This window comes from Embleya sp. NBC_00896, from assembly GCF_045207785.1.
Lineage (GTDB): Bacteria > Actinomycetota > Actinomycetes > Streptomycetales > Streptomycetaceae > Embleya.
Window position 1 is genome coordinate 317,344 of sequence record NZ_CP108776.1, and the last position, 22,327, is coordinate 339,670.

Here is a 22,327-nt window from a genome sequence, read left to right on the forward strand (position 1 = left end):
CGACCGGCCCGACCCGATCCGGCCCGACCTGTTCCGGAGGTTCCATGACCAGCCTCGGTACTTCGCCGACGACCGCGGCGGCCGCCCCCGTCGAAGCCGTGCCGGTGGAACGCTTCGCCCTGCACCCGGGCGCGCGGGCGCACACCGCCGCCGACGGCGCGACGCTGCTGTTCCTCGGCCCGCGCGCGCTGGCGCTCGGCGTGCTGACACCCGGCGTGGCGGCGGCCGTTCGGCTCCTCGCGACGCGCCTGTGCGTCGAGGACGACCTGCATCGGGCCGTGCTCGAACGAGACGGCGAAGCGGCGCTGCTCAAGGTGCCGGGGCTGCTCCAACGGCTGCGCGCGGGCGGCTGGCTGAGCACCACGGTGGAGGTGGCCGGCCGCCCGCTACTCACGCTGCGCCCGCTCGCTCCCCCGGCACCGCTCACGCGTGCGCGTGCCGCGACGACGCTCGACCCGGCCCGACTGCGGCTGTCCCGCTTCGCGGTGCTGCGCCGCGACGGCGACCACACCGTGCTGGAGTCGCCGCTGGCTCCGGTCGCGGCCGAGCTGCTCGACCCGGCGCTGGCCGGCCTGCTCGCCGCGCTGCCGCACCGGCCGGCCGCCGGATCGCCGCCCGGTACCACCCGCGCGCTCGAACTCCTGGCCCGGCACGGCCTGCTCGTCGACCCCGAGGACGAGGACGCCGATCCCGACCGGGCGCAGTGGTCGCCGCACGAGCTGTGGTTCCACGGCCGGACCCGGGCCGGCCGTCACGACCTGCCCTACGGCGGCACGTACTGGCGGGCGAAGCTGGTCGAGCCGCTGCCCGCGGTCCGCGCGCCGTTCCCGGGGCCGAGCATCGACCTGCCCCGCCCCGACCCGGACGCGGTGCGCCGCGCCGACCCCACGCTCACCGAGGCGTTGGAGGGCCGCCGCTCGGTGCGCGCGCACGACGACGCGGCGCCGCTGACCCTGGCCCAACTGGGCGAGTTCCTCCACCGCTCGGCCCGCAACCGGGCGATCTACCACGAGGAGCGGCAGGAGATCGGCGACCGCCCCTACCCCTCGGGTGGGCGCTGCCACGAGCTGGAGCTGTATCCGCTGGTCAACAACGTCGACGGGGTCGCGCCCGGGCTGTACCACTACGACCCGCAGGAACATCGCCTGGAGCACGTCGCGGCCCCCGGACCGGCGGTCGCCCGGCTGTCCGAGGTGGCCCGGGCGACGTCGCTGATGACCGGTCCGCCGCAGGTCGTGCTCCTGGTGAGCGCGCGCTTCGGCCGGGTGATGTGGAAGTACCAGACGATGGGCTACGCGCTCGTACTCAAACACGTGGGCGTGCTCTACCAGACCATGTACCTCGTCGCGACCGCGATGGGCCTGGCCGCGTGCGGACTCGGCGGCGGTGACTCCGACATGTTCGCCCTGGCCACCGGCAACCGGTGGGAACACGAGGGCAGCGTCGGCGAGTTCCTGCTCGGCACGATCGGCCCGGGACCGGCCGCTCCGGCGGCCGACGGCCCGGCGCCCACCGGCTCGGACGGAGGCCGCGATGAACTTCCGACGTGAGGCCCTGGAGGCGCTCAAGGCGCCAGAGGAACTGGACGCGCCGATCCGCCTGGTGCGGCCCCGCGCGTGGGCGCTGCTCGTCGCGCTCGCGCTCCTGGTGGGCTGCACCGCCGCGTGGTCGACGACCGGCACCCTCCCCCGCAAGGTCCGGGTGCCCGGCATCCTGACCCATCCGCTGGGTGTCTCACGCGTGCAGAGCCCGCAGACCGGCCTGGTGTCCAACCTGTTCGTCGACTCCGCGTCGCTGGTGCCCAAGGGCACTCCGGTGCTCTCGGTGGTCGACGCGCAGGGCGCGACCCAGATCGTCCGCGCGCCGTTCGCCGGGCGGGTGATCGGCCTGCTCGTGTCCAGCGGTCAGTACATCTCGGTCGGCACCACGTTCATGACCGTCGAACGCACCGACGCCAACGACGACCGGCTGCTGGCGACGCTGTTCGTGTCGCCGCGCAGCGCGGGCATGCTGCGCCCGGGCGGCAAGGTGGACGTGTCGGTGCAGTCGGCGCCGTCCCAGGCGTTCGGGCTGCTGCGCGGGACGATCACCGCGATCGACCAGTTCCCCTACACCGCCCAGCAGGTGACCGACTTCCTCGGCGGCGACCAGCAGGCCGCGGCCCGGCTGCTCTCGGCCGGCGGCGCGGTCCGGGTCACCGTCGATCTCGACACCGATCCGCGCACGCTCAGCGGCTATCGGTGGACCAACAAGTCGGGCCCGCCGTTCCGGATCGACTCGCAGACCCCCGTCACCGGCTTCGCCCGCCTGCCGGGTGAACGCCCGATCGATTGGCTGCTTCCTGGATGACCACCACCTCGCCCCCGCCGGCCGGGGCTCCCGCCGCCGGCGATCCGGCCGGCCCGCCGGATGCGCCCGGTCGCGGTCGGCGCCGTCGGGATTCCGGCGAACGTCGGATGTCGGTCCGCACGCCCACCGTCATTCAGCTGGAGGGCGTCGAGTGCGGCGCCGCCGCGCTGGCCATGGTGCTCGCGCATTACGGGCGGTTCGTGCCGCTGGAGGAGCTGCGGCACGCGTGCGGGGTCTCCCGGGACGGCGCCAAGGCCGCGAACCTGCTGCGGGCCGCCCGCGCCTACGGGTTGACCGCGCGCGGCATGCAGATGGAGACCGGCGCGCTCACCGAGACCCACCCGCCGGCCATCCTGTTCTGGAAGTTCAACCACTTCGTGGTCTACGAGGGCATGGCGCGCCGGCTCGGCCCCCCGATGGTGCGGATCAACGACCCCGCGCAGGGCCGTCGGCTGATCACCACCGAGGATTTCGACCTCGCGTTCACCGGCATCGTGCTCACCTTCGCGCCGGGCCCGGACTTCCGACCCGGCGGGCACCCGCCACGCCTGCTCGCCGACCTGCGCGCGCGCTATCGCAGCAGCGGCGGCGCGCTGCTGCTCGCGCTGTTGGCCAGCCTGCTGCTGATCCTGCCCGGGCTCGCCGCGCCGGCCTTCACGCGGGTGTTCATCGACCGCGTCCTCACCGGCGGCGACCACTCGTTCCTGCCCGCGCTGCTCGCGTCGATGGGGTTGGCGGCGACGGTCACGGTCGGCCTGACCATGCTGCAACAGAGCCATCTGCTTCGGGTCGAGTCCGCGTCCTCGATCCGAAGTTCGGTGCGCGTGGTGCGCCATCTGTTGCGGCTGCCCGTGGTGTTCTTCACCCAGCGCAATCCCGCCGAGATCAGCAAACGGGTGTCCTCGAACAACACCATCGCCCAGATCCTGTCCCGCGACGTGGCCACCACGGTGGTCAGCATGCTGCTCGTGGTGTTCTACGCGGGCCTGCTGTGGAGCTACGACGCCCAGCTCACCCTGGTCGGGGTCGGCGTGGCGGCGCTCAACATCGTGGTGCTGCGCCTGGTCTCGCGGCTGCGCACCGACACCGTGGCGCGGCTGCGCGCGGACCGGTCGGGACTGGTGTCGGCCTCGTTCAACGGGCTCCAGTTGATCGAGACGCTCAAGGCCTCGGGCGCCGAGGGCGACTACTTCAAGCGCTGGGCCGGGTTCCAGGCCAGGGTCGTGTCCGGGCAGCAGGCCCTGGGCGGGCCCACCGCGATGCTGGCCGTGGTCCCGCCGCTGCTGGCGGCCGTGGACAGCGGCCTGCTGCTGTGGATCGGCGGGCTGCGGGCGATCGACGGGCACATGTCGATCGGCCTGCTCGTGGCCTTCCAGACGCTGGTCAACTCGTTCAGCCGACCCGTGGCCCAACTGACCAACCTCGGGCCGCGGCTACAGGACGTCACCGCCGACCTCAACCGGCTCAAGGACATCGAGAAGTTCCCGCCCGCGCCCGAGTTCCTGGAGGACGAGCAGGCCCGACAGGCCCGGTTCGCCGACGGCAACGACACCCCGACGGTGCTCGCGGGGCGGGTCGAGCTGGCCCACATCACCTTCGGCTACAGCCCGCTGGGCAAACCGCTGCTCGACGATTTCTCGCTGCGGGTGGGGCCCGGCGAGCGGGTCGCCCTGGTCGGCGGCTCGGGCAGCGGCAAGTCGACGGTGAGCCGGCTGATCGCCGGCCTGTACGAGCCGTGGCACGGCGAGTTGCTGTTCGACGGCCGACCGCGACGGGACTACCCGCGCGACGTGATGGGTACCGCGGTCGCGTTCGTGGACCAGGACATCTTCCTGTTCGAGGGCACCGTGCGGGACAACGTCACGCTGTGGGACGACTCGATCCCGGACGAGGCGGTGGTGGCCGCGCTGCGCGACGCCGCCGTCTACGACGTGGTGTCGGCGCGCCCGGGCACCATCCACAGCTCGGTCGCCGAGGGCGGCAAGAACTTCTCCGGCGGCCAGCGCCAGCGCCTGGAGATCGCCCGTGCGCTGGTCCGCAATCCCAGCGTCCTGGTCCTGGACGAGGCCACGAGCGCGCTGGACGCGCAGACCGAGGCGACCATCGACGACAACCTGCGCCGGCGCGGCTGCGCGTGCGTGATCATCGCGCACCGGCTGTCCACCGTGCGCGACAGCGACGAGATCGTCGTCCTCGAACGGGGCAAGGTCGCACAGCGCGGCAACCACCACGCGCTCGCCGCCGTGCCCGGCCCGTACGCCGAGTTGATCCGCGAGCTCTAGTGCCGGTCACCGCACCGATGCGGCTCGTTGCGGCTCGTTGCGCCCGATGGAGGAGGAAGGCATGACCGAGCCCCCGCAGGGCTTCGAACCCACCGAGCCGCAGGGCGACGCGCCGTTGGACCTGGACGTGCTCGGCACCCACCTGGGGCCGGTGCTCGCCGGCGCGTTCCCGCTCGACGGCGGCCGCGGGGTGTGGTTCGTCACGAGCGGCATGGTGGACGTGTTCGCCACCACCGAAGAGGAGGGCGGGCGCTGGCAGTTCCTGTGCCGGGTGGGCGCCGGGACGGTGCTGTGCGGGGCGCCGGCGGGCACTACCGCGATGCTGGGCAAGCCGCTGCCCGGCGGGACCGTGCGCACCGCGCCGCTGGCCGCCGTGCTCGCCGCCGCCGCGACCGACGACGTGTTCGCGGCCTGCTTCGCGGGCGGCCTCGATCGCGGCCTGGGCGCGCTCGCGGACGCGGTCCGCATGGGTCTGCCGCCGCGGACGTTCACCGCCCTGGAGGCCGGGGACGGCGCGGAGTTGCCGGCCGGGGGCTCGGCCCGCTCGGTCGAGGGCACGCTGTGGGTGCGGGTGCTCTCCGGCGCGGTGGCCATCGGTGGGCCGAACGACGACGGTGACGAGGCGGACGGGGGCGGGCGGCTCGCGGTCGCGGGCGCCGGGGCTGGCTCTGGGGCGGGCGCCGGGGTGGGCACTGGGGCGGGCGCGCCGCCGGCCGCCGGCGACGCGACCGATCCCGAGTCGCTGCCCACGGTCGGCTTCGGCGGCCGGCTCGCGATCGGCGCGGCCGACTGGCTGTACTCCGCCGAGGGCGCGCTCGTGCACGTCGTGCGCACCCTCGACGTGCTGTCGGAGGCCGCGTTCGCGAACGACCTCGCCCGGCACCAACGCACCCTGGTCCAACGCGTCGACGAGCGGCTGCGCGGGCGGCGCGGCAACGCCTGCCGGGAGCTGGACGCGCGGCGGATGGTCGACGCGGACGCGCTGCGCCGCTCCTCGCGAGCGCTCGGCGCGGTGCTCGACCCGTACCGGCCCACGAACCGGGTCGGCCTGGACGCGGCCGACGAGGACGACTACGTCGCGGTGGCCCGGGTGGTCGGGGAGGCCGCCGGGGTCGCCGTCACCCGGGCCACCACGTCGGAGGCGGCCGACGCCCGGCTGGACCCGCTGGAGCGGATCGCGGTCTCCTCCGGTTTCCGGGTCCGGGACGTGCAACTGACCCACCGTTGGTGGCGAACCGAGTCCGGCCCGCTGGTGGGACACGTCCGCGCGGTGGACGAGGACCCGGCCGGCCGCCGCCCGGTCGCGCTGCTGTGGCGCCGTCGCCGCTATCACGCGCTCGACGCCGCGGGCGGCGACTGGACGCCGGTGACCCGCGCGGTCGCGGCCACGCTGGAGAGCCGGGCGACGATGTTCTACCCGCCCCTGCCCGAGCGGCCGGGCGGACCGCGCGCGCTGTTGCGGTTCGGCATCCGCGGCAGCACGCGCGACCTGCTCGTCCTGTTCGCGTGCGGCCTGGCGGCGGCCCTGGTCGGGCTGCTGGTGCCGGTGCTGACCGGCAGGGTGCTCGGCGTGTTCGTGCCGGAGGGCGACCGGGTCCTGGTGACCCAGATGTGCGTCGTACTGATCGCGTCGGCGCTGCTGGCCGCGGCGTTGTCGGCGGTCCAGAACCTCTCCCTGCTGCGCGTGGAGGGCCGGTTCGAGGCGATCGCGCAGGCGGCGGTGTGGGATCGGCTCCTGCGGCTGCCGACCGGGTTCTTCGCGTCGGTCTCGTCGGGCTCGCTGAGCAGCGCCGCGCTCGGCATCAGCGCGCTGCGGGAGATCCTGGGCGGGGTCACCGCGCTGTTCGTGCCCGCGTGCCTGATCTTCCTGGTCAACCTGGGGCTGCTGTTCTTCTACAGCGTGCCGCTGGCGCTGTTCGCGACGCTGCTCGCGGTCCTGGGGGGCGTGGTGTGCGCGGTCACCGGACTGCGCCAGATGCGGTGGCAACGCGAACTGGTCATCGAGGACCACCAGTTGTCCGGCAAGATGTTCCAACTGCTCTCGGGGCTGCCCAAGCTGCGCGTCGCGGCGGCCGAGGACCGGGCCTTCGCGTTCTGGGCGATGGGCTTCGCCCGCGGGCGCGCGCTGTCGGTGCGCACCCGTCGGCTGCAGAACACGGTCACGGTGTTCAACTCGGGCTACCTGCTCGCCTGCACGCTGCTGCTGTTCGCGATGGTCTCCGGGCCCGCCTCCGGGCAACTCGACGTGGCCGGCTTCCTGTCCTTCAACGTCGCGTTCACGCTGATGCTCGGCTCGGTGCTGCAGATGACCGCGAGCATCACGATGGTGGCGGCGGCGGTGCCGCTGTACGAGGGGGTGCAGCCGGTGCTCGCCGAGTTGCCCGAGGTGGTGGAGTCCAAGCAGCCGCCGGGGGACCTGTACGGCGGGATCGAGGTGAGCCGACTGTCCTTCCGCTATCACGAGGACTCGCCGCCGGTCCTGGACGACGTGGATCTGCGGGCCCGGCCCGGCGAGTTCGTGGCCATCGTCGGGCCGACCGGCTGCGGCAAGTCGACGCTGCTGCGGCTGTTGATCGGCTTCGAGCAGCCGACGACCGGTTCGGTCCTGTACGACGGCCAGGACCTCTCGTCGCTGGATGTGGCGGCCGTGCGGCGGCAGTTCGGCGTGGTGCTGCAGAACGGGCAGTTGTTCGCGGGCAGCGTGCTGCACAACATCTGCGGGTTGCGCAACTACACGCTCGACGAGGCCTGGGAGGCCGCCGAGATGGCGGGTCTGGAGCACGATCTGGGCCAGATGCCGATGGGCATGCAGACCGTGCTCTCCGACGGCGCGGTGACCCTGTCGGCCGGGCAGCGGCAGCGGCTGATGATCGCGCGGGCGCTGATCGGCCGACCGCGCATCCTGTTCTTCGACGAGGCGACCAGCGCGCTGGACAACCGCACGCAGGAGATCGTCACCCAGAGCACGCGGCGGCTCAACGCCACGCGCGTGATCATCGCGCACCGGCTGTCCACGGTGATGCAGGCCGACCGGATCGTGGTGCTGGACGCGGGTCGGGTCGTGCAGTCGGGGCCGCCGGAGCAGTTGTTGGCGGACGAGGACGGGCTGTTCCACCAGCTGGTGCAGCGTCAGATGGCTTAGCGGACCCGCACCGGGTCTCCCCCCCAAAAAAAGAAATAGTTCTCAGGAGGTCGTCCGTGCCCGGATCGCCCGTGCACAACCGCCCGCCCGGTCCGGCCGACGAGCTCGACCTGGCCGGTATCCGCAACGACCCGCTGGCCTTCCTCACCGCGCTCGCCGCCGACTACGGCGACCTGTGCAGCCACCGTACGCGCGGTGAGGTGGTGTGGTTCGTCAATCGGCCCGACCTGGTCCGGCACATCCTCAAGGACAACTACACCGCGTGGACGAAGGCGGGCACGCCCGACGACTTCATGCTCACGCCGCTGCTCGGGACCGGTCTGCTCACCAGCGACGGCCCCGTGTGGGAGCGGCAACGACGGTTGTGCGCACCGGCGTTCCGCGCTCGCCAGGTCGAGGAGTTCGACACTCTGATGACCGACGCCGCACAGGATCTGACCGCGGCGTGGGAGCGCGCCGCCGCCGCGGGGCGGACCGTGCGCGTCGACCACGACTTCACCGCGCTGACGCTGCGGATCGTCGCGGACGCGCTGCTCGGGGCGGATCTGGCCGCGGCCGGTCCCGGCTTCGGTCGCGCCGTCGACGACATCAACCGCTTCATCGGGCACTTCGACGGCGAGCCGACCGCACCGGTCCAGGACGAGGCGTTTCGCCGGCTGCGTCGCTCCTACACCGGCGCGCAGACCTTCCTGGAGCGGGTCGTGGGCATGCTGGTGGCGGCCCGACGGTACGCCGGGCCACCGGTCGACCGGCCCGCGGATCTGCTGGACGCGATGCTCTCGGCGCGCGACGCGCACGGGGACGCGCTCAGCGATCGCGAGCTGCACGATCAGGTGCTGACGATGGTGATGGCCGGGCACGAGACCACGGCGAAGGCGCTGAGCTGGACGGTGCACCTGCTCGACCGGCATCCCGAACACGCCGCAGGGGTACGGGCGGAGCTGGCCGCGGTGCTGGGCGGGCGGGCGCCGCGGGCCGCGGATCTGCCGCGTCTGGAGCTGACCCGGCGGTGCCTGGAGGAGGCGATCCGGCTGTATCCGCCGGTGTGGCTGATCTCGCGCCGGGCCGCGGCGAAGGACGTGCTCGACGGCCGGTCGGTGCCCAAGGGGACGCTGGTGTGCATCAGCCCGTGGACGCTGCACCGGCACCCCGCGGTGTGGGACGCGCCGGAGGAGTTCCGGCCCTCGCGGTTCACCGCGACCGCCCGGCAGGGTCGGCCTGCCCACGCGTACGTGCCGTTCGGCGGCGGGCCCCGGGTGTGCATCGGCCAGTCGTTCGCGACGACGGAGGCGGTCCTGGTGCTTGCCACGGTCTTGCAGCGCCTGGAACTGCGCGGGTCGGCCGGGCACCCGGTGGTGCCGGAGGCGCTCGTGACGCTGCGGCCCAGGGACGGGTTGCTGATGACGCCGCACGTGCTCGCGGACGGGGGCGGGCGGTGAGCGGGGTGGGGCACCCCGGGGGCAGCTACCGGCCGCAGGCCGAACTCGGCGGGGTGCCGGCCGAGGTGCGGCGGTTGGAGGCGCAGGCCGAGTTGAGCTGGGCGCACGAGTGGCGGGTGCTCGCGGAGTGGGCGCCGGTGTCGGGCGGGGCGGTGCTGGACGCCGGGTGCGGTACGGGGGCGATCACCCGGCGGTTGCGGGCGGCGCTGGCCGATCCCGCGACGCGCGTGGTGGGGTTGGACGCGGACGAGCGGTTGTTGGCGGTGGCCCGGGCGGGCGCGGGGCCGACCGCGCCGGGAATTCGCTACGTGTCCGGTGATCTCGGCCAACCGCCTTTGCCAGCCGGGGAGTTCGACCTGGTGCTGGCACGCTACGTGTTTCAGCACCTGGCCGATCCGGTCGGTGCCGCGCGCGCCCTCGCGGGGTTGCTGCGGCCGGGTGGGCGGCTGACCGTGATCGATGTGGACGCCGGGCTTTGGGGCTGCGCGGACCCGGACCTGTCGGTCTTCTCGGCCGACGCGTATCGCGCGCTCGGCTCGGCACAGGCGGCGGACGGCGGGGATCGGCTGGTGGCCCGCCGGTTGCCGCGGATCCTGCGGGCGGCCGGGCTGTGCGACGTCGCGGTGCGGCCGTTCGCCTATACGAGCGACGAGGTCGGCGGGGTGGCCGCGCTCGCGCCGCAGCTGTCGCCGGAGCGGTTGCTCCCGCTGGTCGAGCGGGGCGCCCTGGGGTTGGGCGCGTACGCCCGGGCGATGGCGGCGTGGGAGCGGTTCGTCGCGGTGGACGGGTTCACACTGCTGCTGGGCTTCGCGGTGACCGGTCGGGCTGAGCCCGCGGGAACCGGCGGCGGGTGAGGGCCGGTGAGAGCCGGCGTGGGCTATTTCGGCGTCAGATGGGTGGAGAGCAAGGAGCGGCCGGAGATGCCGAGTTTGCGATAGACGTGGGTCAGGTGGACCTCGACCGTGCCGCGCGTGACGCACAGGGCCTCGGCGATGGCGCGGTTGGTGTGGCCGGCGGCGGCGAGTTCGGCGATCTGGCGTTCCGAGGGGGTCAGCGAGCCGGGACCGGACAGGCTCGTGCGGCGCAGTCGGCCGCCGCAGGCCAGGAGGTCCTTGTGGGCCCGCTCGACCAGCACGTCCCAGCCGCATTCCTGGGCCAGGCCCATGCCGCGCCGCAGTGCCTGCCGGGCCGCCGCAGGATGCCCGCCGAGCGCGTACGCGCGGCCCGACTCGACCAGTGACAAAGTCAGTTGCAGCCGGGCGCCGGAGTGTTCCAGGACCGCGACCGACTCCTCCAGGAGCGGCACGGCCGCGCGTGCGTCCTCGATCCGCGCGCGGTTGCGCAACGCCTCGCCGATCGTGGCCGCGGCGCCCCAGCGTCGGGCGAGTTCCAGGCCCTCGTCCAGGAGCGGCATCGCCTCGATCCGCCGATCGAGGTCGGCCAGCGCGACGCCCGCGCGGCCCCGCCAGTCGCTCAACGCCGGGTTGACGATGCCCAGTTCGGTCAGCCTCCGACCGCATTCGAGATAGTCCGCGAGTGCCCCTCGCGCGTCCCCGCCCGCGTGCCGACATCGCCCGCGGACGCCCAGCGCGGTGGCCCGCGCCCGGGGCGTGCCCAGGGCCCCGCGCAGCATCCCGGCGGCGGCGTCGTACTGCCCCAGGACCGCGCGGATGCGAGCCAGTTGCACCCGGGCCAGCTGGGCGAGGGCGGGCATCTCGGGTCCGCGCGCGAGTCGGCTCGCGATCCGGGCCTCGGCCAGCGCCTCGGGCAGGTTCCCGGCCCGCAGCGCGATGTCCGCGCACAGGCAGTGCGCGACCACGGCGGGCAGCCCGACCCTGGAGTGCGCCGGGCCGGCCGGGATCGTCGCGGTCAGGCTCCCGGCCCACACACGGGCCTCGTCCAACCGCCCGGCCCAGGCCAGTACGACGACGCTGCGCAGCAGGAGCAGGGCCGACGCGCCGCCGCGTGATGGTTCGCCGGAAAGCGCGCGCTCGACGAGGTCCAGGGCCAGCACGCTCGGTTCGGCCCGGCAGGCGCTGTCGGAGGCGAACGCCGCGAGGAGCTCGCGCTCACCCGCGGTGTCGCCCGCCACGTCGGCCCCGGGGCCGACGCCGTACCGGAGTTCCCGGCTCGAATACGCGCCGACCAGGGCCCCGGCGGACCCGGCCGGCACCCTCGGGTGCGCGACCGCGCGCAGCCGTAACCGTACGTCGGGGTCGGGGCAGTCCTGCTCGGCCAGTTCGCCCAGCCGCGACGCGGCGTCGTGGGGCGGGCGCATGACCGACTCGACGCAGTCCCCCTGGCGCAGCGCGTGCGCGTAGCACAGTTCGAGCACGGCCTCGGCGCGCTCGGTCGGATCGGTGAGCAGTCGCAGCGCCTCCTCCAGGTGCCGGGCGGCGGCCTCGGGCGCGGTCAACACCTCGGCGCGGCCGAGCAGGACGAGCAGCCGCCCGCGGTGTTCGGGGGCCGGGTCCTCGCGCAGGGCCCGTCGGGCGTATTCGGCGCAGCGCGACGTCGAGCCCGCGTCGAGCGCGGCCCGGCCGGCGTCGTAGAGCACGCCGCCCGCCCACGCGTGGTCGTCGACGTCGAGCGTGTCGATCCGCAGGAGGTGCTCGGCGACCCGGGCCGGCGGCGCGCCGTAGTCGCCGAGCCGGCGGGCGGCCCGCAGGTGCCGGTCGCGCAGCGAGCCCTCCGGGATGGTGTCGTAGACCGCGTCGCGCAACTCGGGGGTGCGGAACATCAGCCGGCTGCCGGAGACCGTTCCGCGCAGCGCGCCGACCCGGACGAGTTCGGCGAGCAGGCCGTCCAGCCGATCGGGTCCGGTGCCGAGCAGGTCGGCGACGATGTCCGGGTCCGCGCCGTCGCCGAACAGCGCGGCGGTTCGGGCCAACGCCTGTACACGTTCGGGCTGTCGGACCAGTCGTGTGGTCACCGCGCCGGCCTCGATCCGGGCCGCGATGGCGCGGATGTGGTCGGCCCGGGTGAGCCGGGGCCGGCCGTCGAGGTGGGCTCCCGAGCGGGTGGGGCCCAGCTCCGGCGGCAGGCCGGCCTGGAGCTGGGTGTCGATCAGCCGGGCCAGGTACTCGGGCACGCCGGCGGTGACGTGGTGGCACAGCCGGACGAACGGGTCGTCGAGGGTGCGTCCGGGGTAGGCGCGTTGGACGAGTTCGCGGGCGCTGTGCACGGACAGCGGGCGCAGCGTGATCCGGTGGCACGCGGCCTGCGCGTCGATGTCGTCGAGCGCGTCGCGCGCGGGCAGGTCGTCGTCGGTGCGCACGCCGAGCACGACCAGCAGCGGCAGCCGAGACATGCGTCGGACCAGGTGGGCGAACCAGCGCAGCGAGGCGTCGTCCATCCATTGCGCGTGGTCGACGACGATCACCCGGGGGCAGCGTCGCACGGCCGGCAGCAGTGCCTCGTACAACTCGTCGAACAACTTCCGGTCGTGGTCGGGTACGGCGTGCGGCAGCGCGCGGCGCAGTTCGTCGAAGAGGTCGTGCCCGGGCGGTTCGGCCGCGTCGCCGAGGCCGGCGAGCAACTGGCGTAGTGCGGCGAAGGGTTCGCGCGCGTCGCGGTGCTGGCACGAGACCAGGATGGGCGCGGCGCCCGCGCGGCGTTGGCGGTCGGTGAACTCGACGAGGAGTTCACGGCACCACATCCCCGACGGCGTCCTGATGATCACGGCGCGACCCCCGGCGCCGATCCGGGAGGCGCGTGCGTGCGCCAATAGATCGGAAAGTTCGGATACCCGCTCGGGTTCCACGGAGGCGTTCCCCTTCCCCTGGACACTGCCGGCACCGCGATGTTCGGGGGGAAATGGGCACGACACGGCTCGTCGGGAACGCCGCCGGCGGCTCCCCCCGGGGCCTGAGCGGTGTGTCACGGTCTGGGACGTGGGATGGCGTCCCGCCAGATTCGGCTGTGCGCTTGCTGTTCCGGTGCCGCGGCGCGGCCCTCTTCCACCGGTCTCCGGCGTTGCGGACCGGCCCGTGGGCCTCGCCGATCAGCTGTGCCACACCATCAGCGGGTTCCTTGTTACGCCATTTCGGCGGCGCGCCACAAGCCCCGATCAGGCAACTGCACGCAAGAATCTTGTGACTTTCCGTTGAACGAATTTCAAGTTCGGTCGGGCCGCCGCGAAACCCCCGAGCCGACACCGAATCCGGTCCGCCGGGCGACCGGCCGGATGGTCGCGGGTGTCCGTCGACGCGGTACGGAGCGGGCCGTTCCGGTCCTCGCGATCGCGGGCGGTCGAGGGGGCGCGGGGGCGTGATCGGGGGGTGTTGGGGGCAGGCGAGAGGGCGTGAGGGCGGTTCGGTCGCGGCGGCGCGGGGACGCGGAGCGCGCCGAGTGGGCTCCGGGCTCAGTCGATGAAGGTGACCATCCTCGAGGGGATGCCGTGGGGGGAACGATGGTCAGGGTTCTGCTCGCCGAGGACATGCCCATGCTTCGCCGGGCGCTGGTGTCGCTGTTGGAATTGGAACCCGATATCGAGGTCGTCGCCGAGGTGGACTGTGCGGACCTGATTCTGCCGATCGCGCTCGAAGTGCGGCCGGAGGTCGCGGTGTTGGACATCGACCTGCCGGGAATGGACGGGATCCGGGTCGCCGCGTTGTTGCACGAGCGGTTGCCCACCTGCCGAACGCTGATACTGACCGGCCTGGGACGACCGGGGAAATTACGCCGGGCGTTGGCGGCGCACGCGTCGGGATTCCTGCTCAAGGACGCGGATCCGGATCAACTGGCCGCCGCGATCCGGGCGGTGGCCGCCGGTGAGCAGGTCATCGATCCGCAGTTGGCGGTGGCCACGTTGCAGGCGGAGGAGAATCCGCTCAGCGCGCGCGAGACCGAGGTGCTGCGCTTGGCGGCCGAGGGTGCCGACGTCACGGAGATCGCGCGTGGCCTGTTCCTCTCCGCCGGAACGGTGCGCAATTACCTGACGATCAGCGTCACCAAGCTCAATGCGCGAAATCGCATGGACGCGGTCCGAATAGCGCGCGATTCCGGCTGGTTGTGACGGGTCGTGGGTGTGGTTTGATGCGGTGTGGTGCGGTGGAATGCGAGCGGGGCGGTCCCGTCGGGAATTCGGCCATAAAGCGCGCTGATCGAAATGAACGCAAGCCCTTACCCGCGGGCGCACTGCGTGCCCGGATCGATTTCTAGCCTTGAAGCATGACTTCACCGATCGTTCACCCGGAAGCGGCGCCGCCGGACAGGCGGCGCTGGATCGCGCTCGCCATCGTCATGACCGCGGCGTTCATGGACCTTCTCGACGTCACGATCGTCAACGTCGCCCTGCCCTCGATCCAGCGCGACGTGGACGCCTCCACCAGCCAGATCCAGTGGATCACCGCGGGCTACGTGCTCGCGTTCGCGGCGGGTCTGATCACCGGCGGCCGGCTCGGCGACATCCACGGCCGCAAGCGGATCTTCCTGATCGGCGTCACGGGCTTCACCGTGGCCTCCGCGCTCAGCGGCTTCGCCGTGAACGCGGACATGCTCGTCGCGTCCCGAATCCTACAGGGCGCGATGGCGGCGATCATGGTCCCGCAGGTGTTGTCCATCGTGCACGCGACCTTCCCGGCGCACGAACGCGGCAAGGTCTTCGGCCTGTTCGGCGCCATCGTCGGGATGGGCGGGGTCTGCGGGCCGCTCCTGGGCGCCCTACTCACCGAGTGGAACCTGTTCGGCCTCGAATGGCGGACGATCTTCCTGATCAACCTGCCGGTGGGCATCGCCGGGATCGTGCTCGGCCGCAGGTTCATCACCGAGTCCAGGGCCGCGCGCACCCTGCACCTGGACCTGGTCGGCGTCGGGCTGGTCACGCTGGCCCTGCTGATGCTGCTGTATCCGCTCACGCGGGGGCGCGAACTGGGTTGGCCGCTGTGGGGGTACGCCTCGATGGTCGGCTCCGCCCTCGTGCTCGCCGGCTTCGTGCTCTACGAGCGGCTGAAGGTCCGCCGCGACGGGTCGCCGCTGGTGGAGCTGTCCCTGTTCAGGGTGAAGAGCTTCAGCGCGGGGATCGCGGTGGAGTTCGGCTTCGGGGTCGTGTGCGGGATGTTCTTCCTGGTCTGGACCCTGTACATGCAGATCGGGCTCGGCTGGAGCGTGATGCGGGCCGGGCTGACCAGCCTGCCGTTCTCGATCGCGGTGGCCGCGGCGGCCGGGGTCTCGGTCCAGCAGCTGGTGCCGCGGTTCGGGCGCAAGGTGTTGCAGGCCGGCGCGCTGATCATGGCCCTGGGGATGCTTCTGTACATGTGGGAGGCGGACCGCTACGGCACGGGCATCGCGGCCTGGCAGATGGCGCTGCCGCTCGTGGTGATCGGCATCGGCATGGGCCTGATCGTGGCACCGCTGACCAACGCGGTGTTGTCCGAGGTGCCGCGTGAGCACTCCGGTTCCGCGTCCGGGCTGATCAACACCACCCTGCAGACCGGCAACGCGCTGGGGCTCGGGCTGACTTCGGTGGTCTTCTTCGCGCTGATCGACGACGGCGCGGCGCCGCCGAGGGTGGGGCCGGAGTTCGTGGACGCCTTCGAGAACGCGGTGCTGTGGGCCGCGATCGTGCTCGGCGCGATCTTCGTGTTGATGTTCGCGTTGCCGGCCCGGCCCGAGATGGACTTCGAGGCCGAGGTCGCGGGCGACGACGTCCTGTCCGGGGACGGGGACGAGGCGCATTGGCGGGCCGCGCCCGTCGAGCAGGCCGGCTCGGCCGCCGAGCCCCGGCCCCCCGCGGCCCGCTGACGCGGCGTCGGGCGCGAGCCCGCGACGACGCACACGACGCAGGGGATCGGCTCCGTACCCATCCCGGTGGGCACGGAGCCGATCCCCTGCGTCGACCGGGCACCGCGGTCAGTCGGTGCGGTCGGCCATGCCGGCCGCCAGGGTGGCCCCGTCGACCGGATCGATCAGCAGGAACGAGCCGGTGCGGCGGGAGTCGGCGTAGGCGTCCAGGGCCAGCGGCTCGGAGGTGCGGAGCACGGCGGTGCCGATGTCGTTGCCGACCAACTCGGCCGGCGCGGGGTGGTGGGAGAGGTCGTCCAGGTCCAGCCGGGACGGGATGTCCTCGACGATCGCCGCGACCGTGCGGGTGGTGTGCCGCAGCAGGACCCGTTGGCCCACCCGCAGCGGCCGGTCGTGCAGGTGACACAGCGTGGCGTGGACGTCCCTGGTGCTGCCGGGAGCGCAGGCGGTGGGGGCGAGGATGTCGCCGCGGGAGACGTCGAGGTCGTCGGTCAGTCGGACGATCACCGATTGCGGTGCCCACGCGGTGTCCACCGACGCGCCGAGCCCGTCGATCCCCGCGATCGTGCTGGTCCGGCCGGACGGCAGGGCGCTGACCGCGTCCCCCACCCGCAGCACGCCGGAGGCGATCTGGCCGGCATAGCCACGGTAGTCGGGGAGTTCGGCGGTCTGCGGGCGGATGACGTACTGGACCGGGAAGCGGGCCGGGTCCCGACGCGGGTCGCGCGTGACCGACACCGTCTCCAGGTGCTCCAGGACGGTCGGCCCGGCGTACCAGCTCATGGTCGCCGAGGGCGTGACCACGTTGTCCCCGGTCAGCGCGGAGATCGGGATGGCGGTGACCTCGTGCACGCCCAGTGCGGCGCAGCAGGACGTGAACTCGTCGGCGATCCGGGCGAAGACGGGTTCGGCGAAGTCGACCAGGTCCATCTTGTTGACCGCGAGCACCACGTGCCGTACGCGCAGCAGCGCGGCGACGGCGGCGTGCCGGCGGGTCTGTTCGACGACGCCGTTGCGCGCGTCGATCAGGACCACCGCCAATTCGGCGGTGGAGGCCCCGGTGACCATGTTGCGGGTGTACTGCACGTGCCCGGGCGTGTCCGCGAGGATGAACCGGCGGCGCCGGGTGGCGAAGTAGCGGTAGGCCACGTCGATGGTGATGCCCTGCTCGCGTTCGGCCCGCAGGCCGTCGGTGAGCAGGGCCAGGTCCGGCGTGGTCCGGCCCCGGCTGCGCGAGGCGTCCTCGACGGCCCGCATCTGGTCGCTCAGGATCGACTTGGAGTCGTGCAACAGGCGGCCCACCAGCGTGGACTTGCCGTCGTCCACGGACCCGGCGGTCGCGAACCGCAGTGTGTCGACGATCATCAGAAGTAGCCCTCCTTCTTGCGGTCCTCCATCGCGGCCTCGGACATCCTGTCGTCGGCGCGGGTGGCCCCTCGTTCGGTCAGGCGGGACGCGGCGATCTCGTCGATCACCTTCTCCACGGTGTCGGCGTCGGAGTCGACCGCACCGGTGCAGGACATGTCGCCGACGGTGCGGTAGCGCACCAGTCGGCGCTGGGTCGATTCGTCCTCGTCCGGGCCGCCCCAGTCGCCCTCGGTCAGCCACATCCCGGCGCGGTGGAAGACCTCGCGCTCGTGGGCGTAGTAGAGGGAGGGCAGTTCGATCCCCTCCCGGGCGATGTACTGCCAGACGTCGAGTTCGGTCCAGTTCGAGAGCGGGAAGACCCGCACGTGCTCGCCGGGCGCGTGCCGGCCGTTGTACAGCTGCCACAGCTCCGGTCGTTGCCGGCGCGGGTCCCAGCCGCCGAACTCGTCGCGCAGCGAGAACACCCGCTCCTTGGCCCGGGCCCGCTCCTCGTCGCGCCGGCCGCCGCCGAAGACGGCGTCGAAGTCGTGCTTGTCGATCGCGTCGAGCAGGGGCACGGTCTGGAGCGGGTTGCGGGTGCCGTCCGGGCGCTCGCGCACCGCGCCGGTGTCGATGAACTCCTGGACGGAGGCCACGTGCAGACGCAGCCCGTGCCGGGCGGCGGTGTCGTCGCGGTAGTCCAATACCTCGGGGAAGTTGTGCCCGGTGTCCACGTGCAGCAGGGTGAACGGGGGGATCCCGGGGGCGAATGCCTTCAGGGCCAGGTGCAGCATCACGATGGAGTCCTTGCCGCCGGAGAACAGGATCACCGGCCGCTCGAACTCGCCCGCCACTTCCCGGAATATGTGCACGGCCTCGGATTCCATCGCGTCCAGGTGCGAGAGCCCGAACGCGTCGGCGGTGTGGCCGGGGTCTGTCCTCACGGTGGTCATGCCGATCCCTTCTCGATGAGCGGCGCGCGGGTCGGGTTCACGACGCGCACCAGGCTCGGACGGCGGCGGTCAGGATCCCCTGTGCTCGGCGGAACTCGGCCGCGTCCAGGCGCTCGTGCGGGGTGTGGTCGAGCTTGGCGTCGCCGGGGCCGTAGGCGACCATCGGCACCCCGTGCCAGGTGGTGGCCAGGGTGTTCATGTCGCTGCTGCCCTTCTTGAGCAGGAAGCGGGGCGTCACGTCGGCCGCGCGGAACGCGCGTTGGAAGACCTTCACCAGTGGATCGGAGCGCGGCGTGGTCACCCCCGGGGTGGCCCGGACGACCTCGAGCCGAATCGGATCCATGGTCAACTCTCGCAAGGCGCCCAGCAGTTCGTCCACGTCCAGAGCCGGGGGGACCCGCACGTCCACGACCGCGTCGCCGACCTGGGTGTCGCCCTGGTTGCGCGCGTGGATGCCCAGGACCGCGGTCATCGCGTCCGGGTGCCGTCGTTCGACCTCGTCGCGGACCGCGCACAGGGCGTCGACCATGCGGTCGCCGGCGGTGCGAACTCCCTTGCCGGCGGTGTGTTCGGTGCGCTCGGACCCGCTCAGCCGGATCTTCACCAGGCCGTAGTAGCCGATGGTCAGGGCGCCCGCCCCGCTGGGTTCGCCGATGACGACGGCGTCGGCCGGGTAGTGGTCGCGGGCGTGGAACGCCCCGGCTCCGGTGGTCTCCTCCTGGACCACGCCGACCACGCGCACCTGCGCGTCGTCCGGCACGTCGAGGTCCGCGAGGGTGCGCAGGTAGGTCACCAGGCTCGCCTTGGCGTCGACGCAGCCGCGGCCGGTGAGCGCGTCGCCGTCCCAGCGGGCCGGCCAGCGGTGCGGCACGGTGTCCAGGTGGCCGAGCAGCAGCAGCCGGCGCGGTCCGGAGCCGCGGGTGGCCACGAGGTTGCCGACCGCGTCGATCTCCGCGTCGATCTTGTGTTCGGCGCACCACTGGGCGAGATACTCCGCGAGTTCCCGCTCGTCGCCCGATACGGAGGCCATCTCGACGGCGCGGGCGAGCAGTTCGAGATCCGGCGTGGGGGCCGGGGCCCGCCAGAACCTGGTGGCGTGTGCGCCGGCGAGCGTGTGCGGGCCGGTGATGGCGACGTCGCAGCTGCCGTCCAGAGCGATCTCCGCGGCGCGGACCTTGTGCCGCATCCGGCCTCGGGCCCAGTGCTGTCCCTGCCCCCGGCCGACGTCGCGCAGCGTGCTGTCGGGGCGGTCGGGGTCGGCGAGCAGGCCGGCCGTGCCGGTGACCAGGCGCAGGTGGGCCGCGTCCAGGGCGCGGGCGAGCTCGGCGGCCAGCACGTCGGCGTCGATGTTCAGGGGGGTGCCGCCGTCGACGTCGGCGACCGGCGGCGACAGGCACACCACGTCGAACGTGGCCAGCAGGCCGGTCAGGCGGGGGATGTCCACGCCGGCCGCGGTGCCGGCGCGCTGGTCGCGCACCAGCCGGGTGCGGCCGTTCTCGACCACCCGCAGCGGTCCGGCGACGCTCGCGTGCACCAGGGCGCCGCTGTGGGCCGGCACGGCGAGCACCGACAGGCCCCGTCGGGTCAGCGCCTCCTCGACCCGGGGCAGCGTCACCTGTGTGTACGCCGCCACCACGTGGGGCAGTTCCTCCGGCGGGCAGTAGCGGATCGCGTCGCCGGTGCGCGAGGTCAGCGTGCGGACCTCGCGGCCGATCCGGGCGCAGTACTCGGCGATCCCGGCCGCGCCGCCGGCCACGACCAACAGCCGTGCGCCGCGTCGGTGCAGGGCGAGCAGTTCGTCGAAGACCCGGTCGTGCGCCAGCGTCGCGCTGCCCAGTTTGACCACATACAGGGCGGCGTCGCGAGCGCCCGGGACCTCACTCGGGGCGGGCATGCGTGTACTCCTTTCGGTGTCTTCGCACGCGTGCTGCCGCGCGCTCGGGGCGATCAGGAACCGGGTGCCGACAGTGCCCGGTCGCGGCGTCGGGCCGCGGCGGTGCCGGTGAACAGCGAGCCCAGGACGGCGATCGCGGCCAGCAGGAACGTCGCGGTGTAGCTGACCTCGGCCAGCAGTCCGCCGAGCAGCCCCGCGATGCCGACCGCGATGTCGAAGAACGAGGAGATGGCGCCCAGGACGGCGCCGCGTTCGGATTCCGGCGGAGTGTCGATGGCGATGAGCGCCAGCGCCGGGTACAGCAGACTGAAGCCGCCGCCGGCGATCAGCGCGCCGACCGCGGCGGGCCACAGGGTCGTGGAGAAGGCGATGAACAGCAGGCCGACCGCCTCGACGCTCGCGGACACGATGATCACCGGCAGCGCGCCGACCCGGTCGGGCACCCGGCCGGCGACCAGTCGCACGGTGACGTACGACGCGCTGAACAGGCTCAGCAGCAGCGCGCCGTTCGCGATGCCGCGCGAGGTCAGCGCCAACGCCCCGAAGCTCGCGACCGCCGCGTACCCGAAGGCGCCGAAGCCCAGTGAGAGCCCGGGCAGGATCGCGGCGCGCGGCAGCAGCCTGGTGGACACCGCGGTGCCCAGGCGCGCACTGTCGGGCAGTCGGCTCAGCACCAGAACGGCGACCACCGGCAGTGCGGCGGCGGTCGTCCACACCGCGGGGTAGGAGCCGAAGCGGTAGAGCGCCTCGCCCAGGGCCGGACCCACCGCCAGGCCCGACCACATCGCGAGCCCGTAGAACCCGACGATCTGCCCGCGTCGGTCGACGGGGGTCAGCGACACCGTCCACACCGATCCGGCGGTGAACAGCAGGGCCTCCCCCACCCCCAGGACGAACCGGGCCGCGAACAGGCCGAGCATTCCCAGCGGCAGCGCGTACAGGGCACCGACCAGCACGATCAGCGCGGCGCCCAGCAGCATCACCGGGCGGCAGCCCCGCTGTTGGGCCAGCCGGCCGGCGTACGGGCGCACGAGCAGCGCCACCACACCCGAGACGGTGAACGCGACGCCGACGTCGAAGGCCGATCCGTGCAGTTCCTCGGTGACCAGTCGGGGGATGACCGTGATCGCCAGGCCGACCGCCACGAACGTGGCGAACAGCGCGGCCAGCACGCCCGCGAAGGTGCGCGCCCAGGGTCGCCCCGGCCCGGTCCCGGCGATCGCCACGGGCGCCGGGCCCGGCTTGCCCGCCGAGCCCGCCGAGCCCTCCTGGTCCGAGGGGTTCTCGGGTGTCGCCATCAGCCGATCCCGCCGGAGTTGCCGCCGTCGGCCACCAGTACCGAGCCGGTGACGAACGCGGCCTGGTCACTGGCGAGGAAGCACACCAGGGCGCCGAGATCCTCGGCACGGCCGATCCGGCCGAGCGGGATGCCCCGGGCCACCTCGGCGAGCCGCTCCTCGACCCGCCTGCCGTACTGCCGATCGAGGATGGGGGTCCGGTGGAAGCCGGGGGCCAGCACGTTCACGGTCACCCCCGAGGCGCCGAACGCGTGGACCAGGCCCTGGGCGAAGCCCAACACACCCAGTCGGGCCACCGACGAGAGCCCGCTGCCCGGGTGTGGTCGGCGCACCGACTCGGACGTGATCAGCACGATCCGCCCCCAGCCGGCGGCGGCCAGGTGCGGGGCGGCGGCGAGCGCGAGCGATACGTGCGGAAGCAGGTTGTCGTTGATCGCCTCGCGGTACTGCGCGACCGCGAAGTCCTGCACCGGGCCGAACGGGACGCCGCCGGAGTTGGTCACCACCACGTGCAGGGCGCCGAACTCCTCGGCGGTACGCCCGACCCACGCCGCGGCGGCGTCCTCGTCCCGCAGATCGACCGGGGTGGCCAGCACCCGGCCCTTGCCGCACGCGTCGACCTCGGCGTGCGCGCGGGCCAGTCGGGCCCGGTCCCGCCCGCAGATCGAGACGTCGGCGCCCTCTGCGGCGAGTGTGCGCGCGATGGCGAGTCCGATCCCGCTGGTGGAGGCCGCGACGAGGGCGGCGCGGCCGTCGAGTCCGAGGTCCACGGTCCGAAATCCCTTTCCTTGGAGGTCGGGCGCTGCGCGCCGCGCCGCGCCGGCGCGGGTGCCGCGATCCGGGGCGGCGCGGGTCGGCGGTGCAGGTCATCTGGTGCGG

The 22,327-nt window shown here is 73.3% G+C and carries 14 protein-coding genes; 8 read left to right on the forward strand and 6 right to left on the reverse strand.

What is annotated here, in order from left to right:
* Nucleotides 1–44 precede the first annotated feature (44 nt).
* The 6 genes from OG928_RS01490 to OG928_RS01515 all read left to right on the forward strand — a co-directional run bounded on the left by OG928_RS01490 (nucleotide 45) and on the right by OG928_RS01515 (nucleotide 10,066).
* Nucleotides 45–1,550, forward strand: coding sequence for a SagB family peptide dehydrogenase (locus tag OG928_RS01490; RefSeq protein ID WP_406277932.1), 1,506 nt, complete (start codon nucleotides 45–47; stop codon nucleotides 1,548–1,550).
* Nucleotides 1,534–2,349, forward strand: a complete 816-nt coding sequence (locus OG928_RS01495) for an HlyD family efflux transporter periplasmic adaptor subunit (protein WP_406277935.1) — start codon at nucleotides 1,534–1,536, stop codon at nucleotides 2,347–2,349. Before OG928_RS01490 ends, OG928_RS01495 begins: the two co-directional genes overlap by 17 nt.
* Nucleotides 2,346–4,631, forward strand: a complete 2,286-nt coding sequence (locus OG928_RS01500) for an NHLP family bacteriocin export ABC transporter peptidase/permease/ATPase subunit (protein WP_406277938.1) — start codon at nucleotides 2,346–2,348, stop codon at nucleotides 4,629–4,631. The genes OG928_RS01495 and OG928_RS01500 overlap by 4 nt, the downstream gene beginning before the upstream one ends.
* 61 nt (nucleotides 4,632–4,692) lie before the next feature.
* Nucleotides 4,693–7,773: an NHLP bacteriocin export ABC transporter permease/ATPase subunit gene (locus OG928_RS01505; protein WP_406277941.1), complete on the forward strand. Its 3,081-nt coding sequence runs from the start codon at nucleotides 4,693–4,695 to the stop codon at nucleotides 7,771–7,773.
* Nucleotides 7,774–7,829: 56 nt separating this feature from the next.
* On the forward strand, nucleotides 7,830–9,212 hold the full coding sequence (locus OG928_RS01510; RefSeq protein WP_406277944.1) for a cytochrome P450: 1,383 nt from the start codon (nucleotides 7,830–7,832) through the stop codon (nucleotides 9,210–9,212).
* A gap of 5 nt (nucleotides 9,213–9,217) precedes the next feature.
* On the forward strand, nucleotides 9,218–10,066 hold the full coding sequence (locus tag OG928_RS01515; RefSeq protein WP_406277947.1) for a class I SAM-dependent methyltransferase: 849 nt from the start codon (nucleotides 9,218–9,220) through the stop codon (nucleotides 10,064–10,066).
* 23 nt (nucleotides 10,067–10,089) lie between these two features.
* Here OG928_RS01515 and OG928_RS01520 read toward each other — a convergent pair whose 3' ends face one another.
* The gene (locus OG928_RS01520; RefSeq protein WP_406277950.1) at nucleotides 10,090–13,095 is read right to left on the reverse strand and encodes a LuxR C-terminal-related transcriptional regulator; all 3,006 of its coding nucleotides are present in this window, start codon (nucleotides 13,093–13,095) and stop codon (nucleotides 10,090–10,092) included.
* 528 nt (nucleotides 13,096–13,623) lie between these two features.
* Between OG928_RS01520 and OG928_RS01525 the strand changes: the two genes are divergently transcribed.
* Entirely contained in the window at nucleotides 13,624–14,229 is a 606-nt protein-coding gene (locus OG928_RS01525; protein WP_406290711.1) for a DNA-binding response regulator, read from the forward strand.
* A gap of 155 nt (nucleotides 14,230–14,384) precedes the next feature.
* Nucleotides 14,385–15,956 carry an MFS transporter gene (locus OG928_RS01530; protein ID WP_406277953.1) on the forward strand — a complete coding sequence of 524 codons (1,572 nt, stop codon included), beginning with the start codon at nucleotides 14,385–14,387 and terminating at the stop codon, nucleotides 15,954–15,956.
* Between the two features lie 108 nt (nucleotides 15,957–16,064).
* Here OG928_RS01530 and OG928_RS01535 read toward each other — a convergent pair whose 3' ends face one another.
* Genes OG928_RS01535 through OG928_RS01555 form a run of 5 tightly spaced genes read right to left on the reverse strand, consistent with a single transcriptional unit; the run spans nucleotide 16,065 to nucleotide 22,218 of the window.
* Complete coding sequence (locus OG928_RS01535; protein ID WP_406277955.1) at nucleotides 16,065–17,321, reverse strand: sulfate adenylyltransferase subunit 1; 1,257 nt, start codon at nucleotides 17,319–17,321, stop codon at nucleotides 16,065–16,067.
* Entirely contained in the window at nucleotides 17,321–18,256 is a 936-nt protein-coding gene (gene cysD / locus OG928_RS01540; RefSeq protein ID WP_406277958.1) for a sulfate adenylyltransferase subunit CysD, read from the reverse strand. The genes OG928_RS01535 and cysD overlap by 1 nt, the downstream gene beginning before the upstream one ends.
* A 37-nt stretch (nucleotides 18,257–18,293) precedes the next feature.
* The gene (locus OG928_RS01545; protein WP_406277961.1) at nucleotides 18,294–20,150 is read right to left on the reverse strand and encodes a M20/M25/M40 family metallo-hydrolase; all 1,857 of its coding nucleotides are present in this window, start codon (nucleotides 20,148–20,150) and stop codon (nucleotides 18,294–18,296) included.
* A 53-nt stretch (nucleotides 20,151–20,203) separates the two neighbouring features.
* A complete protein-coding gene (locus tag OG928_RS01550; RefSeq protein ID WP_406277964.1) occupies nucleotides 20,204–21,448 on the reverse strand; it encodes an MFS transporter in 1,245 nt (414 codons plus the stop codon).
* Nucleotides 21,448–22,218, reverse strand: a complete 771-nt coding sequence (locus OG928_RS01555) for an SDR family NAD(P)-dependent oxidoreductase (protein ID WP_406277967.1) — start codon at nucleotides 22,216–22,218, stop codon at nucleotides 21,448–21,450. Before OG928_RS01555 ends, OG928_RS01550 begins: the two co-directional genes overlap by 1 nt.
* Nucleotides 22,219–22,327 lie beyond the last annotated feature (109 nt).